Annotated in this window: 18 protein-coding genes; 4 read left to right on the forward strand and 14 right to left on the reverse strand. The window is 41.5% G+C overall.

Features of this window, described 5'->3' with window-relative positions:
• Nucleotides 1–142: 142 nt before the first annotated feature.
• On the forward strand, nt 143–2599 hold the full coding sequence (locus GS399_RS02625) for a DUF5916 domain-containing protein (protein WP_160843014.1): 2457 nt from the start codon (nt 143–145) through the stop codon (nt 2597–2599).
• Between the two features lie 253 nt (nt 2600–2852).
• On the opposite strand, the gene GS399_RS02630 is transcribed toward GS399_RS02625, so the two are convergent.
• The 7 genes from GS399_RS02630 to ruvX are packed head-to-tail and all read right to left on the reverse strand — an operon-like array spanning nt 2853 to nt 7625.
• On the reverse strand, nt 2853–3839 hold the full coding sequence (locus GS399_RS02630) for a DUF3078 domain-containing protein (protein WP_160843015.1): 987 nt from the start codon (nt 3837–3839) through the stop codon (nt 2853–2855).
• 45 nt (nt 3840–3884) lie between these two features.
• Nucleotides 3885–4208, reverse strand: coding sequence for a hypothetical protein (locus GS399_RS02635; RefSeq protein WP_160843016.1), 324 nt, complete (start codon nt 4206–4208; stop codon nt 3885–3887).
• Nucleotides 4205–4963 (reverse strand): hypothetical protein, encoded by a 759-nt coding sequence (locus tag GS399_RS02640; protein ID WP_160843017.1) that lies wholly within the window; start codon nt 4961–4963, stop codon nt 4205–4207. The genes GS399_RS02635 and GS399_RS02640 overlap by 4 nt, the downstream gene beginning before the upstream one ends.
• Before the next feature lie 57 nt (nt 4964–5020).
• Nucleotides 5021–5842: a glucosaminidase domain-containing protein gene (locus tag GS399_RS02645; RefSeq protein WP_160843018.1), complete on the reverse strand. Its 822-nt coding sequence runs from the start codon at nt 5840–5842 to the stop codon at nt 5021–5023.
• Nucleotides 5843–5846: 4 nt separating this feature from the next.
• Nucleotides 5847–6521, reverse strand: coding sequence for a glucosaminidase domain and LysM peptidoglycan-binding domain-containing protein (locus GS399_RS02650; protein ID WP_160843019.1), 675 nt, complete (start codon nt 6519–6521; stop codon nt 5847–5849).
• A 2-nt stretch (nt 6522–6523) separates the two neighbouring features.
• Complete coding sequence (locus GS399_RS02655; RefSeq protein ID WP_160843020.1) at nt 6524–7156, reverse strand: O-methyltransferase; 633 nt, start codon at nt 7154–7156, stop codon at nt 6524–6526.
• A 52-nt stretch (nt 7157–7208) separates the two neighbouring features.
• Nucleotides 7209–7625 carry a Holliday junction resolvase RuvX gene (gene ruvX, locus GS399_RS02660; RefSeq protein ID WP_160843021.1) on the reverse strand — a complete coding sequence of 139 codons (417 nt, stop codon included), beginning with the start codon at nt 7623–7625 and terminating at the stop codon, nt 7209–7211.
• Nucleotides 7626–7699: 74 nt separating this feature from the next.
• Between ruvX and GS399_RS02665 the strand changes: the two genes are divergently transcribed.
• From GS399_RS02665 to GS399_RS02675, 3 genes are read left to right on the forward strand one after another with little or no spacing between them, the layout of a single operon-like run.
• Nucleotides 7700–8845 (forward strand): DNA polymerase III subunit, encoded by a 1146-nt coding sequence (locus GS399_RS02665; protein WP_160843022.1) that lies wholly within the window; start codon nt 7700–7702, stop codon nt 8843–8845.
• Between the two features lie 2 nt (nt 8846–8847).
• Nucleotides 8848–10218, forward strand: coding sequence for a PSP1 domain-containing protein (locus GS399_RS02670; RefSeq protein WP_160843023.1), 1371 nt, complete (start codon nt 8848–8850; stop codon nt 10216–10218).
• A complete protein-coding gene (locus GS399_RS02675) occupies nt 10196–10684 on the forward strand; it encodes a gliding motility lipoprotein GldH (protein WP_160843024.1) in 489 nt (162 codons plus the stop codon). The genes GS399_RS02670 and GS399_RS02675 overlap by 23 nt, the downstream gene beginning before the upstream one ends.
• An 85-nt stretch (nt 10685–10769) precedes the next feature.
• On the opposite strand, the gene GS399_RS02680 is transcribed toward GS399_RS02675, so the two are convergent.
• From GS399_RS02680 to GS399_RS02710, 7 genes are all read right to left on the reverse strand, one after another.
• Nucleotides 10770–11204 (reverse strand): QcrA and Rieske domain-containing protein, encoded by a 435-nt coding sequence (locus GS399_RS02680; protein WP_160843025.1) that lies wholly within the window; start codon nt 11202–11204, stop codon nt 10770–10772.
• Nucleotides 11191–12114, reverse strand: a complete 924-nt coding sequence (locus GS399_RS02685; RefSeq protein WP_160843026.1) for a DUF5777 family beta-barrel protein — start codon at nt 12112–12114, stop codon at nt 11191–11193. The genes GS399_RS02680 and GS399_RS02685 overlap by 14 nt, the downstream gene beginning before the upstream one ends.
• Before the next feature lie 5 nt (nt 12115–12119).
• Entirely contained in the window at nt 12120–12668 is a 549-nt protein-coding gene (locus GS399_RS02690) for a YceI family protein (protein ID WP_160843027.1), read from the reverse strand.
• Nucleotides 12665–13900, reverse strand: coding sequence for a hypothetical protein (locus GS399_RS02695; RefSeq protein WP_160843028.1), 1236 nt, complete (start codon nt 13898–13900; stop codon nt 12665–12667). The genes GS399_RS02690 and GS399_RS02695 overlap by 4 nt, the downstream gene beginning before the upstream one ends.
• Nucleotides 13897–14538: an RNA polymerase sigma factor gene (locus GS399_RS02700; RefSeq protein ID WP_160843029.1), complete on the reverse strand. Its 642-nt coding sequence runs from the start codon at nt 14536–14538 to the stop codon at nt 13897–13899. The genes GS399_RS02695 and GS399_RS02700 overlap by 4 nt, the downstream gene beginning before the upstream one ends.
• 88 nt (nt 14539–14626) lie before the next feature.
• A complete protein-coding gene (locus GS399_RS02705; protein ID WP_160843030.1) occupies nt 14627–15937 on the reverse strand; it encodes a UDP-N-acetylmuramoyl-tripeptide--D-alanyl-D-alanine ligase in 1311 nt (436 codons plus the stop codon).
• Nucleotides 15938–15982: 45 nt separating this feature from the next.
• The gene (locus tag GS399_RS02710) at nt 15983–16297 is read right to left on the reverse strand and encodes a ferritin family protein (protein ID WP_160843031.1); all 315 of its coding nucleotides are present in this window, start codon (nt 16295–16297) and stop codon (nt 15983–15985) included.
• Nucleotides 16298–16404: the final 107 nt, after the last annotated feature.

Below are 16404 nucleotides of genomic sequence, written 5' to 3' on the forward strand. Positions count from 1 at the left end.
CAGCTTGTAAGAGCCCGCAAATTTATTAGTTATTTATCAGTATTTATAAGTTTTCTTAATGCTACCTTCGCGCTCCTGATTAAAAACGGCAAAGCCTGCAACATTTCGTAGTGACTTGCGTCTAATCAGCACTTAGCGTAGAATGAAACTGACCGTCCTTATATCGTTTATACTGTTCCTGTTCTATATCTCTTCATCGGCTCAGCCATTACCTAAGAAAGTTGCCGCTGTCAAATCGGGCGGCACAATCAAAATTGATGGATCGCTGGATGAACCGGAGTGGCGAACTGCGCCCGCTGCTACGGATTTTATAGACATAAGGCCGGTTCCAGGAAGACATGAGGGTGCGAAGCAAAAAACGGAGATTCGTTTTTTGTATGACAATACCGCCATTTACATCGGCGCCCGGATGTATGAAACTACTCCTGACAGTATTGCGCGTGAATTGGTGGCCCGTGATAACGTAGGAAACTCTGACTTTATCGGTGTGATTTTTGACACTTATTACGATAAAATTAACGCGAGCGGTTTTTTCGTTACCGCGGCCGGCGTGCAGTTTGATGCCAAGTATTCCTTGGGCGGAAATGAAGATCCGGCATGGAACGCTGTTTGGCTAAGCGAAGTGAAGATCGATAAACAAGGATGGACCGCCGAATTTAAAATCCCTTATTCCGCTTTACGTTTTGCCAAGCATGATGTTCAAACCTGGGGTTTAAACATTACGCGTAAGCGGCAAAAGGCACAGGAGCAATTGTTCTGGAACTTTGTGGACCCCAAAGTAAATGGGTTTATTAACCAGGAAGGCGTTTTATCTGAAATTAAGGATATCAAACCACCCTTGAGGCTTTCTTTTTCACCGTATATTTCTTCTTACGTTAATAACTATCCCTATAACCAGCCGGGATTAAAAAATACCACGAGTTCGTTTAATGGCGGAATGGATGTGAAATACGGTATCAATCAAAGTTTTACTCTAGATATGACGCTGGTCCCGGACTTCGGGCAGGTGCAATCAGATAACACAGTTTTAAACCTTAGTCCTTTCGAGGTAAAGTATAACGAGAACCGCCAGTTTTTTACAGAAGGTACTGAGCTTTTCAATAAGGGAAACTTGTTTTATTCGCGACGGGTTGGCGCAAATCCTAATTTTATCAGGGATGTAAGCACTGAACTGAAAAGCAATGAAACGGTACTTAAAAATCCGGTTGAAAGTAAGCTGATCAATGCAACCAAGGTTTCGGGCAGGACGGCAAAAGGCCTTGGAATAGGTGTATTTAATGCCGTGACGAAGGCGATGGATGCTGTAGTTGAAGATACTCTCACTCATTACAAGTCCAATTTGCAAGCTCAGCCGCTCACTAATTACAACATTTTGGTATTGGATCAGTCCCTAAAGCATAATTCTTCGGTTACATTAATTAACACTAATGTATTGCGCCAGGGGTCCGCATACGATGCCAATGTAACAGGCTTCCTGTTTAATCTTAACAATAAAACGAATAAATATAATATAAACGGAGGGGCGAAATTAAGCCATCTGCAGGGCGGCGGAATGGAGCCTTCAAACGGATTGAATTATACGCTGCAGGCAGGTAAAGTAAGCGGTAACTTCACATTTAACGTCATTTCGAACTTAACCGACGAAAAATATGATCCAAACGATTTGGGTATTTTGTTAAATAATAACTTTTTCGATAATACATTTAACGCATTTTACGGAGTTTACAAGCCGGGTAAATGGTACAACGAAATTCAATCGGGATTTCAGGCCATTTATTCGCAACGTTATAAGCCAAGGGCTTACCAAAGCTTCGGTTTATATGGATGGTTCTGGACAAGATTCAAAAACTTTTGGTCGGCTGAAGTGGACGTCGATTGGCAGCCCCAGCAAAATGATTTCTACGAACCGAGAGTAGCCGGTCGCGTGTTTCATGCCTCGGAAACGAAAGGTATCGGAGGAAGTGTCAATACCAATAAATCTAAGAAAATCAGTGGCGGAATGTTTGGATATTACCGATGGGTTGACCGCTTTGACGCTCATGGTTATGATTTTGAAACGTGGGGTAATTTTCAAATAAATAATAAATTTTCCGTCGGGATGGATGTAATGACACAACCACGGCTTGATTACTCAGGTTATGTAAGACAAGATGAAACAACCGGTAATATAATTTTCTCGCGCAGAGACAGGCAGACAATAACTAATACATTGAACTCAAAATATACCTTCAGCAATAAAATGGGAATCACTTTGCGTGTTAGACATTACTGGTCAAATCTGTATAATAAGGATTTTTATACGCTGCTTAACGATGGTGAATTGATGCCAAATCCGGCTTATATTAAACAGGATGACGATCGAAATTTTAACTCGTTTAATATTGATATGATTTATTCGTGGGTATTTTCTCCCGGCAGCGAACTAAGCATTGCCTGGAAAAATGCTTCGTTGATAAATGAGAATCTTTATCGGGATAACTATTTCAGAAATGTCAATGAAGTTATTGAGTCGCCGCAAAACAATAATTTTTCGGTAAAACTGCTTTACTACATCGACTACCTGAGTTTAAAGGGTAAAAAGCAGTCTAAAACGAATTGAAAAAAAATAATTTTTTTTGCAACATTCTGATAACTAAAACGTCTAATCATTGTTATAAACAAGTTACAAAAAAAAATATCCGGGGCTGCTACATTTGCAGCGCTTAAATAATAAGAGCCTTGATCTTGTTTTAACACTGGGAAAACAAAGTCGTTCTTTTCATTCAGTTTTTTCATACGCTAATTTTAAATACTGAATTACCCAATTAATTCAAAAGATGAAGTGAAAAGCTATCTGGTATCAGGTAGCTTTTTTATTTTGGTATTTTGTAAACCAACCCCAAAGCGAGCGCTTCACTAGCCTGGATCCGGGTGCTTGCGTCATCATCATACAAACCGATGCCCGTTAATGTTACATTCATAAAACGATTGACCTTGGCTGTCAGCGTTACATCAAGCCGGTGGTCAATTTTTAATGGATCCTTGTAGGGAATAAACATCATATAGCGGCTTTTCAGGTTCACATTTTCGAAAATATCTTTGTCCAGATTGGCAACAAGCTGAAAAGCAAGCTCATTTTTAAAAGTGTTGCCGATAGGCACGCCATAATTTTTTCCTTCATTATTATGATACAAAGTTGTATCCAGTACAAAGGTTTGCCGCGCTGTGCCGGTACCAATTCTCAAATTGAAGTATTTAACGGGCTTAAACTCAAAGCCTACCGATTCAGTAAGATAACCTGGAGCCATGAATTTGGAAATTCTGCTTGCTACTTCATTTCCTTGCGAGTCTCTTGTGTAATTAAATCCGTCGTCAAATTGCGATTCAAAACTGAGCGATCCAAAAAAATACCAGCTCTTCGAAAGTTTTAGAGCTACTTTATTGTCCCAGAAAATCCGGTCATTGGTTTTCTTTTGCAGCTGATCCTTGTTTTTCAATTTTCCATAAAGCAATATCAGTTCGGATGTGAAGTTCTTATCGCCTTTTGTATAATCCGTTTTATAATTGAAAGAGGTTCCAACTGCCACAGAATTTACTCCGCCCCCGCTCCAGTTATCGCTAAAGGTAGCCTGATTTAAATTAGCGCCCAAAGTTATCCAGGTTTTCCAGTAATTGATTTTTAATTCCAGATCTGAGACGGGAATCGTGACAGGCTCAAGCTGAATGACCGGCTTTCGCACTCTCAGCAGATTTTTTCGCGGATACAGTTTAAGGTCTTTTATTTTGCTGGTATCTACTTGCGCAGACACCGTTATTGTACAAAAAATTAGCAGAAGCAGGTAGGTACACTTTTTAGCCATCGATAACAAAGAAACTGAAAAATGGCATTTTTTAAAAGTAACAAGTCAGATGTACTGCAACCATGAATAAAATCTTCTTGTCTCCAGATAGTTTTTGGTGTCGTCGTTTACAAATGCCTCACGCTCGAAAACGATGTTTCTATACGCTTGGTTATGGCTTTTATAAATAATTAGATTCACCAGATAATTTCCCAGATACAGTAAATAAAATGGCAGAATCAATAATTCGAGTTGTTGTTGCAAATGTATTTTTTCGTGATTAATCAACTGCTCATTTTTATAATCACTATCCTCTTTGATAAGGATCAACGGAAAAATTGCCATTCCCTGCGCAGGAAGCCAACGAATTACCTTGATAAAACAAATCATCTTGGATCGACAACTAAAGGCTGCAACTTAAAGGCTGAAGGATTCAGCAGATAGCGTTGATAATTGTTCTTGATATAGTCAATCAACTGGTAATCGGTTGCCTGTAAAATAAATTGATAAGATGGACGGTATTGCTGCATAAAATCGTTCAATTTTTCGCCGGATAAGCCGGTAGTTAGATTTACCAGTGTTTTATTATACCTGTAATCGATCATTGAGTTTCTGTAATCACGTTCAATGATTCCCTGGAGATATCGTGCGTCCTTGCCCTGTTTACTGATGAGATTGTAAAGTGCGTCGATTCCCAAACCGGCGCCACCTAGTCCATTAGCGCCGCCTACTGTAAGTATGTCTTTCGAACTTCCGCGGCGATAGATATCCTTGTAATCACGCTTGTTTTGATCGTGTTTAATTACCGGTGTTATCGCGTTTTCGGTAACAACGACTTCTCTTAGCTGAATGCTATTCCTGCGCAGATAGACGAACAGCGACCGTTGTGATTGAACCGCCACTTTTTCCGTAATGTAGCCTGGCAAGCTGAAAGATAAAGAATCACCGGTTGATGCATTCGTAGTGAATTCACCCTTTACGTTGTTATAAAAGCTTTGATTGGTTTTTAAATTGGTGATTTTTACGCGCGTAAGTCGTTGTTTAGAATCCCTGTCATATATCAATCCTGCCACCTCATGGCTTTGCGAATAAGCCCTGAGAAGTATGAATAAAATCGGTAAAACTGTAAGGATTGTTTTTTTCAAGGCCTAAAACTACAACTTTAATAACACCGCGATCAACGCTTTAACACCAATTAACACTTATTTTGAAACAAGTAAAAGCTGCCCGAGTTTGATGTCCGCTCCCTGGATGTTATTAAGTATCTTCAAATCGTCAACACTGATGGAAAAGCGTTTGCTGATATTATAAAGCGTGTCGCCCGACCGAACTTCATAAATTTTCATCGTAACAGGCGCTTTTTCAGGTTCCTTTTTTTGTTCCGCCGGTGTGGTTTGGCTAATGGCTGTCAGTACTTTTTCTTCTCGCACCGATTTATCTGCCGGGGCATCTGGCCTGTCATACTGGGTTAATTGATACCGGTCTATTAAATTAATCAGTAGCTGCGGATATTGTGGATTGGTGGCATATCCGGCTTGCTTAAGTCCATACGCCCATCCCTGGTAGTCGTTTTTATCAAGCTGAAACAACGATGCGTAGCGTTTCCGCTGAAGAAATATTGAGTGGTCACGGAAGGATTCCTCAGGAGTATTGTAAACCCTGAAGCACTCGCCGAGCTGGTCATCATCCTGTAAAATGGTTTTACCCTTCCAGTTTGTATTGCATTTGATGCCGAAATGATTATTTGCCACCCTTGCTAACGTTCCGTTTCCATTTCCGGATTCAAGTAATCCCTGGGCCAGTGTTATACTCGCGGGAATGCCGTACTGGTTCATTTCAGCAACAGCAATAGCCTTAAAACGATTGATATAATCAACCGCGGTGGGATATTTTTTTACCAGGACATTGTCTGTGATAACTTGCTGAGGTTTTTGGGGAGAAGCTGAATTTTTTACCAAAACCTTTTTGCTGCTGCAGGATGCAAAAGCAACACAGCCAAGTAAAAAACAGACAGATCGTTTCATTAAATCAGAGGCTTAACCGTTGGCCAATTTGCAAAATATTTGAACGTAAGCCGTTTTTATTTTTAATTGCCTGGGCGGTAGTCCCAAATCGTTTCGCTATGATATTTAACGTGTCGCCGCTTTTTACCCTGTAAGTCTCGGGTATTTCATTTTCAGAAACTAGGTTTTGAGCAGGCTTCAGATATGCAAGTTCGCTGCTGTCGGGCCTGTTATCATATTGCCAGAGGTTATATTTTTTTATGATCGCCATAACCTGGCTTGCCCATGTCGAGCTGTGGGCATAGCCGCCGCGCTGAATGCCCCTCGCCCAGCTTTTGTAATCGTAGTCGTTGTACTTTTCAAATAAACGGCTAAACTGAACATGACTTTTTAATATTCCGATAAAGTCGTCATAGGACTGGCTTACGGAATCGTATCCTTTATATGCTGATCGGATGTCTTTACTATCGTTTCGCCCCTTAACTCCAAAGTGATTATTTAGATATTTGGCAATTTTACTGGTGCCGCTGCCTGATTCATGCATGGCAACACCCAAAATGATGCTTGCCGGAACACCATATTCGTTCATTTTTTTTACGGCATCCTGCTTGTATAATTCAATATACCGCTGTGCTGCCGACTGCCCGAAGGTTGCGCCTGAAATTGCTATCAGGCAAACTGTGATCAATCGTTTGAGCATACTTATTTTTTTCTAATCAAAAATAATCCGTCGCGTACTGGTAACATCACCTTTTCGACGCGTGGATCGTTAATTATATAGTCGTTAAATGTATTTATAACCTGTGTGTCTTTGTCGCTTTCGGCGATAACTTTGCCGCTCCATAAAACATTATCTACGATAATAATCCCCCCTGGCCGGAGCATATCTATAACAAGATCGTAATAAGTTTTATTATTTTTCTTATCGGCATCGATAAAAATTAAATCGAAGGTACCACCAAGCGTAGGAATTATATCAACAGCGTTGCCGATAATGTAGTTGATTTTATCCGAGAATCCGGCATCAGAAAAATACTCTTTAACCCTGTCTTCGAGCTCTTCGTTGATGTCGATAGTGATTAACTGGCCATTTTGACCCAAACCTTCGGCCAGGCAAATGGTAGCATAGCCCGTAAATGTTCCGATCTCGAGTATGCGCTCGGGTGCAAGCATTTTGCTTAGCATACTCAACACGCGCCCCTGGTAATGACCAGAAAGCATGCGTGGCATCGGCACCTTTAAATGCGTTTCCCGGTTGATGTGTTTGAGTAACGCAGGTTCCTCTTCACAATGTTTGTCCAGATAAACCTGGATCGCATCGTTTACGATTTCCATGGCCGCAAAGATAGGAATTTTGTTTTTGACGGTGCAACCGCCTCACAGGCAGTTAGAAGCGGGTTGTGTTTAAATAGGATTGTAAAATGATAGTAGCGGAAATGGTATCGATAAGTTCTTTTTTTTGTCTGTCGGATTTTTTTAATCCGCTTTGTGCGATAGTGGAAGACGCCATTTTAGAAGTGAACCGTTCGTCGATCATTTCCACAGGGATTTCGGGGAAGATCTTTTTCAGGATCCGGACAAATCCACGTACGTGCTGAGCGGATTGGGATTCTGTTCCGTCCAGTTGTTTTGGCTCGCCCACGACGAAGAGTTCTACCGGCTCTGTTTGAATATATTTCTTCAGGTAGTCTACCAAGTCTTTTGGATGAATTGTTTCCAGGCCGGTTGCGATAATCTGAAGCGGATCGGTAACGGCTATTCCAACACGCTTGGTTCCATAGTCAAAAGCCATTATCCGCGCCATAGTGCAAAGCTAATAAATGTCACAATACCTGTGGCGCATTTTAGTTGTTCGCCAAATTTGTTACTTTGCAGGCTATGCGTTTCAGCGACATTGTAGGACAGGAAGAAGTTAAAAAGCAGTTGGTGCAAACAGTGCACGAGAACAGGATCAGCCATGCGCAATTATTTTTAGGCCCCCAAGGCTCGGGAAGTTTGTCGCTCGCGCTGGCATATGCCCAATTTATATCATGTGAAAATAAGCAAGCCGAAGATAGCTGTGGAGAATGTAGCTCTTGTCGGAAATACGAGAGATTAATACACCCGGATCTTCACTTTTCCTACCCGTTTTTTGCCAAACATAAAGACGATACCGCGTTAACTTTTTTAAACGAGTGGCGCCAGGCATTTCTTGAAAATCCATATCTGAGCCTGGATTTCTGGCGCGGGCAGCTTGATGCTGAAAATAAACAAGCAAATATTAATGTTGCGGAATGCCACCAGATTATTCAAAAATTAAGCCTTAAGCCGTTTGAAGCCGAATACAAGGTTTTAATTATGTGGCTGCCCGAATACCTTGACAAAACAGGTAACGCGCTTTTGAAGATCATTGAAGAGCCGCCGCAAAAAACACTATTCCTGCTGGTTGCTCAAAACCAGGATCAGATTTTAAATACAATTTTATCGCGTACACAACTGGTTAAAATCAACAGGTTAGAGGATAAAGACATAGAAAAGTATTTAATCGATAGCAACCAGGCAACTGAAACGCTGGCCGCACGAACAGCTTATCTGAGTGAGGGAAATTTATACAACGCAAAAAGCCTGCTCGCGGAAACCGGCAGCAATAATCTGGAAAACTTTCGGAACCTGATGCTTTACACTTACCAGAATAAAGGCCTGGAAGTTGCCGAACACGTGGAAGTATTAGCAAAACTGGGCAGAGAAAATCAGAAGAACTTGTTGATGTACGGCATCAAGTTGATGCGTGAATGCATCCTGATGATTTCGGGCATCCCAGACCTGGTGCATTTGCCGCCTCTTGAAATGGATTTTGTGTCAAAATTCAGTAAACTGATAAGTCTCAGGAAAGCCGAAGTAATTATTGAAGAGCTGGAAAAGGCTCATTATCACGTGGAAAGAAATGCAAATCCTAAAATCTTATTTTTAGATGTATCTTTACAATTTATAAAAGTTCTGAAGTTTAATACGTTCCCGAAAGGGACTCACTATATACTCACATAAATATGGGATGCGGAAGCTGCTCAACAGGTGGAGGATGTACACCTGCTGGCTGCAAAAGTAATGGCTCATGCCTTACAAATGGTTGCAGCAAATTAGATGTTTACGACTGGCTGTCGGATATGGACATGCCATCAAATTATAAAGCCTTCAATATAATCGAAGTCAAATTTAAAGGGTCCAGGAAAGATTTTTATATTAACCATGAGCACCTTTATCTGGAAAACGGCGAACTTGTTGTTGTAGAAACCGCTACCGGCGGATACGATATCGGGCATGTTTCTGTTACCGGCGAGCTCGTTAGGATGCAGCTTAACAAGAAGCATCTGAAGGTGGAAGATGTGGTAAAGAAAATCTATCGCAAAGCCACGCCTGCCGATGTCGACAAATGGAAAGCGGCGAAAGACCTGGAATGGGAAACAATGCACAGGGCGCGGAAACTTGCGCTTGAGCTTGGCCTGTCGATGAAGTTAAGCGACGTTGATTACCAAGGCGATAAAACCAAAGCTACATTTTATTACACTGCAGAAGGGCGTGTCGATTTCCGCGAACTGATCAAGCGAATGGCAGAAGCATTCAGGATTCGTATCGAAATGCGCCAGATCGGTATGCGCCAGGAAGCAAGCAGGCTCGGCGGAATTGGCTCATGCGGCAGGGAATTATGCTGTTCAACCTGGTTAACCGACTTCAAAACGGTTTCAACCGCTGCGGCACGTTATCAAAACCTGTCTCTTAATACCCTCAAACTCGCCGGGCAGTGCGGTAAGCTTAAGTGCTGCCTGAACTATGAGTTGGATACTTATATGGATGCGCTGAAAGATATCCCGGATAATGTGGATAGGCTGGAAACCGGAAAGGGCTACGCACGTTTACAAAAGACCGATATCTTTAAAAAATTGATGTGGTTCAGCTATCCTAACGATGATACCTGGATTCCGCTGGAAATTGATCGCGTTAAAGAAATACAGCAGCTTAACAAGGAAGGAATAAAGCCTGATGATCTTAAAGATGAGTCAGCGGAAATTGAACCAGTTAAGGTTGAAAAAGTGCTGGATTATGAAAATGTAGTTGGCCAGGACAGCCTTACGCGGTTGGACGACCGGGGCCGTATTAACAAGAATCGTAACCGGAACAAACAAAAGAGTGGAGGCAGGGATCAAAGGAACCAATCGCCGCAAGGGCAGCAAGCTTCAGGTACTTCCGCGAACAAGCCAGGAAATCAGCAGCCTCAAAGGACAGTTCCTCAACAAGCTGCGGCTAAGAATGCGCCCGAAAATGAGGAGCGAACAAGCCGCAGCCGCAACAGAAATCGTAACCGCAACAGAAATCGCAATAATAGGCCACAAGGTAATAATGACGCCAATCCACAGGTTTAAGCATTTATCGCAAGGAATAATTCTTCTTTTCGTTACATGCCTGCTTATTTCATGCAATGAGAATACGCTGGTTGACAGCAACAAGGAGATTGAAAATCATAACTGGCTATACAATAACAAAATCAGGATTCCTGTAACTATTACGGATGCTGGTAAAGCTTATAACCTGTTTATGAATCTGAGGCATACGGCTAACTATAAATATTCAAATATCTACGTAATTATCCGCGAAATTGGTCCGGACAAAAAGACAAAGGCTGTTCGGAAGGAATTTCAACTGGCATATCCGGATGGGCAATGGCTTGGCAAGGGTTCCGGAAATTTGTATAGTTACCAATTCCAGATATTTAAGAATCATCATTTCAGCCAGAAGGGCAATTACCTGATAGAATTTGAGCAAAACATGCGAGATAACCCTTTGCGTGAGGTTAGCGACATTGGCTTAAAAGTCGTTCCAACTAATTAGCAGTAAAGTAAAAAGAGGGTTTGAGCTATTTGCACCTACTTATTTCAACCCGTGTTAACCTATTTCGCTCAAAACCCTCTTGTCTTTAACTTTTGACAGTTAAAGTACTGCCTTGAATGCTGATGTTATAAACTTTCAGGCTTGTAGCGGCGGGCCCCAAAAGAACGGCTCCGGTTGTTGCAAACTGGCTGCCGTGATTCGGACAAATAAATCTTGCCTGGTTGGCATTGTAATTAATGGATGTTCCCTCATGCGTGCAGGCGACCTGGACCGCCGTGAACGAAGAAACATCGTTTGTTGGCCCAGTTCGAACAACAATTACACCATTAGAAACCTTTGATTCGCCAATATTTTTTATCTCGCTATTCAAATCAATTGAGAAATTAATATTTGCGGGAGGCGTTGGAGGTTGAGGTCCGCCATCTGAATCGCTGCCACTTTTTTTGCACGCTGCCAGGCAACCGGTGCACGCTGCCGCCACGCCGATGCCGAATGCTTTAATAAATTCATCTCTTTTCATAATTACTAGGATTTGTTTTAGTGCGATGGAAGGTGAACATCCTGGAGATAGTGAATCCGAAACGGAACTCACCATCAAGCCAGGACGATGTAGAATTCGGAATAAAGTTGTTTTCAACGATCGCAGGAGCATTAACGAAATTCATCGTAAATACATGGCCTCCCGTTTCAATTTCAATTCCTATACCAAGCGGATCGTAATAATTGGTATTGGGGTTATTTTTCCGGTATTGAGAAAATACGTGATTATAATCAACCACCACTCCAAAACGCTTAGTGAATTTATATCGGAATGCTCCTCCAAGTGAGAATAGTGTTTTTTCATCATCAGGGCTCAGCGTTACGTTCCTGAATAAAACATTAGGAGATAGTTGTAGTGAAAACCTTGGTGAAAACTTTCGCGCCAGCAGAACTTCGACGAAGTAAGAAAAGCGGTCGGCGTAATTATCGAATACATCGGTGGTAACCTCATACGGCGTAAATCCTGTTTTCGCAATCAGGCTCATAGAAAGCGGTATTTTATCATCGGTTGTTTGCCGGAGGGCGGCGTACTTCAGTTGAAGGTCAAGCAGCTGTTCATATTTGCTGCGTCCAAAACCAATATTCAATCTGTCTGTAATTCCATATTCGAATCCGATATAGATGTCACTTGAGTTGTCAAATCCCCAAAATGTTTTTGACCCCCCATCCACTCCTCCTATATCGCCAAATCGATGTCCAACCTGAAAATCCAGGTTGTACTTTTTTACCATCGCCGTAGTTTGTGACAGAATGAGATGGCTCGACTTAAACGTAGCAGTTACAGGTTCCGTCTTCGTTTCGCTGTTCTCCATGGTGGCCAACAAGGAGTCGGTTTGAGCCTTGGCTGTATAGCAGAAGAAGCATAATGCGATTAATAGTTTAGTTTTCATGGGAATTATTTTGAAGCAGTGCTGGGCGTATAATTTGCTTTAACTGTTACCTGGATACTCTCGGCAATATTTTTGAACACAATTTTGGGGATGTCGATATGGTGGTCTTTGCACAGTACCGTAAATTTGGATTGAACAGTCACGGAGCTATTTGTAATTGAAACAGTTCCATTAATTGATCTGGCTTGTTTCACGCCGTGCACTTCAAGGTCTCCGTTAACTGTAACCTGGTAATTCCCGGGAGTTTTCCAGTCGATTTTTTCGTTTATTTTTCCTTTGAACCTTGCAAAAGGAAACTTGTCGCTCTCCATGTAATTTTCATTGAAATGTTCCTGCATCAGGCTTTTTTGGAATTGGTAAGAATTAATCGGAATGCTGAATTGTAGTTCGCCGGTTGCCGGGTTCAAAACAGATACTCCTTTTGTCGAGGTCGCATCGATATTTTCAAGAGGTGCCTCTGAGAAAATCGTGGTTGTCACGCTTCGGCAAGTGTAAAGCGGTGGCTGGCTTTGTGTAAAAACAAAGCAAAATAAGATTGCTATGAAGTGTTTCATTTTTTGCCTGTACTGAGCTTTGAAATGTTAATGTTCAGATTTATAGCCGCCCCGGTTGAAAGGAGTTTGACATTGCCATAGCCAATATCTGTAAGCGGCAATTTTACATATGGCTGTATGCCGATGCTCGTGACAGGATTTATCTGGCGCTGGTAGATAACAGAAAGGTTCCCGATGCCAAAGAAATGCTGGTTTTTGTTCCTGACCTGATAGCTAGCCGGCCACTTAACGTTCGGGTCGGCGTATGAATAATCATATTTCTCTTTAAGCATCAAATAGCTTGACAGGCCGGCGGATAGCTGCAATGAATTTCTTTTCTTGTTGTAAAGCGTATAATTAGCATTCAACGGAATATCTATCACCTGGCAATCTGCCGAAACATCCTGCGGGTCTACCGGAAATTTATATGATGAGTTTGGATTGTAATATTCAAATCCTGAATCGTATTTTTTCCTGGCGAGCGTAACGCCGGTTGTAAAGCTTAATTTAGGAGCAACGCTTACAGTTAACAAAAGGCCCCCGCCAAAGTCCAAGTTGCCGCTTTGAAATGAGTTTACAGAACTGACGCCAGGTGCGGCGGTTGCGCTTAAAATAATTGAAGGCTTAAATTTCTTTACTGTTTTCGCAAGTCTGGAACTACTTGAATCTGCTTTTTTTATAGTGTTGTTCGTGTTGTTTGAGAGCGTACTGCTGTCGGTAAGTTTCTGTATTTGTTGGCCGGCTACAGGTTGTTGAGCTGCTTGTCCGGATGATTTTTGTTCATTGTTACTTTGCGCAAGATGTGTGGTTTCGCTAATCGGATTTTGATTTGTAGCAGCTGTATCGACATTCCTGAAACCCCGCGCAGTTTTTAACGAAACGTTATTTTTTGAAAACGGGGTGGAATAGTCGCCTTTTAGTTTTTTCAGTATATCACTTTCGATAGAATCGACGGTCACTTTCGAAATTGAGTTACCTTCTTTTTTGTCAGGCGTTGGTTTCTGGATCTTACTTACCTTAATAGTATTCTTTGTTACCTGAGTATCTCCTGGCCAAAAAAGTAAAGCTATTAAAACCGTAGCTGCAATACCGCTTACAGTTGCTATGGTGAAGTAGAAAAACCTGCGGCGCTTCTTGTCATTGCGCAGCTTGTTTTCCATTTCCCACCAATGTGTTTCGTCAAATTCAATTTTCGGATTGCCCAGGCTCTCCCGAAACAGGTCGTCAATTTTTTTTCTTTTTAAATCGCTCATTTTCCTAACCCTCCTCCGTTAATTGATAAAGTGACGCTGGTGATAGGCTTAATCGGGATAATGTTATCGGAATCGAAGCGATTTGATTCATTTTGCCTGAGCTGGAGTACCGATTTTTGCAATCGGTGCCGGGCCTTAAATAAGTTTGATTTTGATGTACCGATAGAAATACCAAGCATTTTCGAAATTTCATCGTGAGAATAGCCGTCAATGGCGTAGAGGTTAAATACCGTTCGGTATGCTACCGGAAGTTGCTGCACTAATTTGAGAAGCTCCTTATATTCGATAGAATCAAACACGGTGCTTTCTTCCAGAACCTCGTTTGCAAAACTTATCTCTTCTGTTCTGTTATGTTTTAGTTCGGCACGATATCGGTCGATAGCCGTATTGGAAATGATTTTTCCAAACCACGAATGAAAGGGCATCGTGTATTTGTACTTTTCAATATTTTTAAATGCCTTTAAAAAACTGTCGTTCAGAATTTCCGCGGCATCATATTGATTTTCGGCATAACGTAAGCATTTACCCATAGCAAAGGAATAAAGGAAGCTGTACAGCATTTTTTGGCTATTGGGTTCCTTTTCAATGCAATTCTTTACTAATTGCTTAACCTTTGCTTCGTCAATGTAGCTTGTCACCTGCTTCTTTTATACCATCACGTAGTAAAAGATAGAAAGGTTGCCTGACACTCACAATTTTTTTTGATGTCGTTAAAAACGACTCATGCTAAAGAAGTTCAATAAGCGATTCGAGTTTCATTCCCCGGGAGCCTTTAATTAGCACTGTGGAGTTTTCAATGGTATTTTCGGCTAACGCTTTGTGAGCTGCCTCGGTTGTTTCAAAAAATTCGGCGGCATCTGATCTCAGCTGGAAAAACTGTTGCCCGATAAATATTCTTCTTTCAGCATCAACAGATATTGCTTTTTCCAGGATTAGCTGGTGCTCTGACGCCGATTCCTCACCAAGCTCAAACATGTCACCCAATATTAGAGCTTTTGTTTCTGCCTTAATCGCCGCAAGATTTTCAAGAGCCACAATCATACTGCTTGGATTAGCGTTATAATAATCGCAAATCAACGTATTACTAGCCGTTTTCACAATCTGCGACCGGTTATTAGCTGGCTTATAGGATGAGATACCCTTATTAATTTCTGCGGGATACATATTGAAAAAGGTGCCGATAGTGATCGCCGCCAGTAAGTTTTCAAGATTATAAGTTCCCGTCAAATTGGAAGATACCTCATTTCCTTTGTCATCGAACTCCTGCAACTCTTTACCCCATTTGATTTTCAGGCAAGGATCGGCAGACATTATCTTACCATTAATATAGCTGTCGGCACCGGCGCCGTAATAAATAATCTTTTCAAGCGATGTCTTTCGGCTCATCGCAACCAGCTCATGGTTGTCGCGGTTAATAAAAGCGATTCCATTGTTAGCAGCCAGAAATTCATACAACTCGCCCTTTGTTTTTTTGACGCCTTCAAAACTTCCGAAGCCTTCCAGGTGCGCCTTTCCTACATTGGTAATAAGCCCATGTGTCGGCTGTGATATAGAACACAGAAATTCAATTTCTTTCTGGTGATTGGCACCCATTTCGATCACCGCCATTTCAATATCGTTAGTTATTGACAAAATGGTAAGCGGAACGCCGATATGATTGTTGAGATTTCCCTTCGTTGCGTACGTTTTATACCGTTCGCTTAAAACAGCGTTAATCAATTCTTTGGAAGTGGTTTTTCCGTTCGTGCCGGTTATTCCGATAAAAGGGATATTTAATTTTTTACGATGGTATCTTGCTAAGTTCTGCAGTGTGGTCAGCGTATCTTCAACCAGGATAAATCGATCGGACTTTTTTTGTGATGGATCATCGATAACTGCATAAGCAGCACCATCACCAATCGCCTGCCCTGCAAATAAGTTGCCATCGAAGTTGTCGCCTTTTAACGCAAAAAAAATGCAATCTTTTTCAATTTTCCGGGTATCGGTTGATATTACAGGATTCTGCAAGAATAACTGGTAAAGATGATCTGTTGTCATATGATAATACAATGCTGCAAGTATAGCACTTTAGAGTTTTATTAATTAATCCGCAGACTCTTCGGCATCCTCGCCATGTTCAACTATGTCACCATTCTTAAATAATATTCCCTGCAAAATTTCACGCCACAACGGCTTTTGCCGGAGCAGGAATTCGAGGTCCATGCCGAAGTGTTTAAATTCTTCTTTTTGCGCATTTTGCATAATTGCTTTTGCGTCTTTGTTCTTTTCGATCGAGATACGCTGCTCGTACCAGTTAATCGCTTCCGCTTCTTCTCCGAGCGAAGCCATCATTCGCGCAAAAGTTCTGGTTTCTTCTGAAAGCTCATTAGCAGGCTCGTGATATTGATCAAATCCCATAGTTTTAGCTATTTATCCAAGCGTAACAAAATTGTTCTAGTGAAGTTTTGAGGTTTGACGATTGCGTTTCAAACCGTAGATTAGAAAATTGGTAATTTATTTAGCAG

Origin of the sequence: Hufsiella arboris (assembly GCF_009834875.1) — a bacterium.
Classification (GTDB): domain Bacteria; phylum Bacteroidota; class Bacteroidia; order Sphingobacteriales; family Sphingobacteriaceae; genus Hufsiella_A; species Hufsiella_A arboris.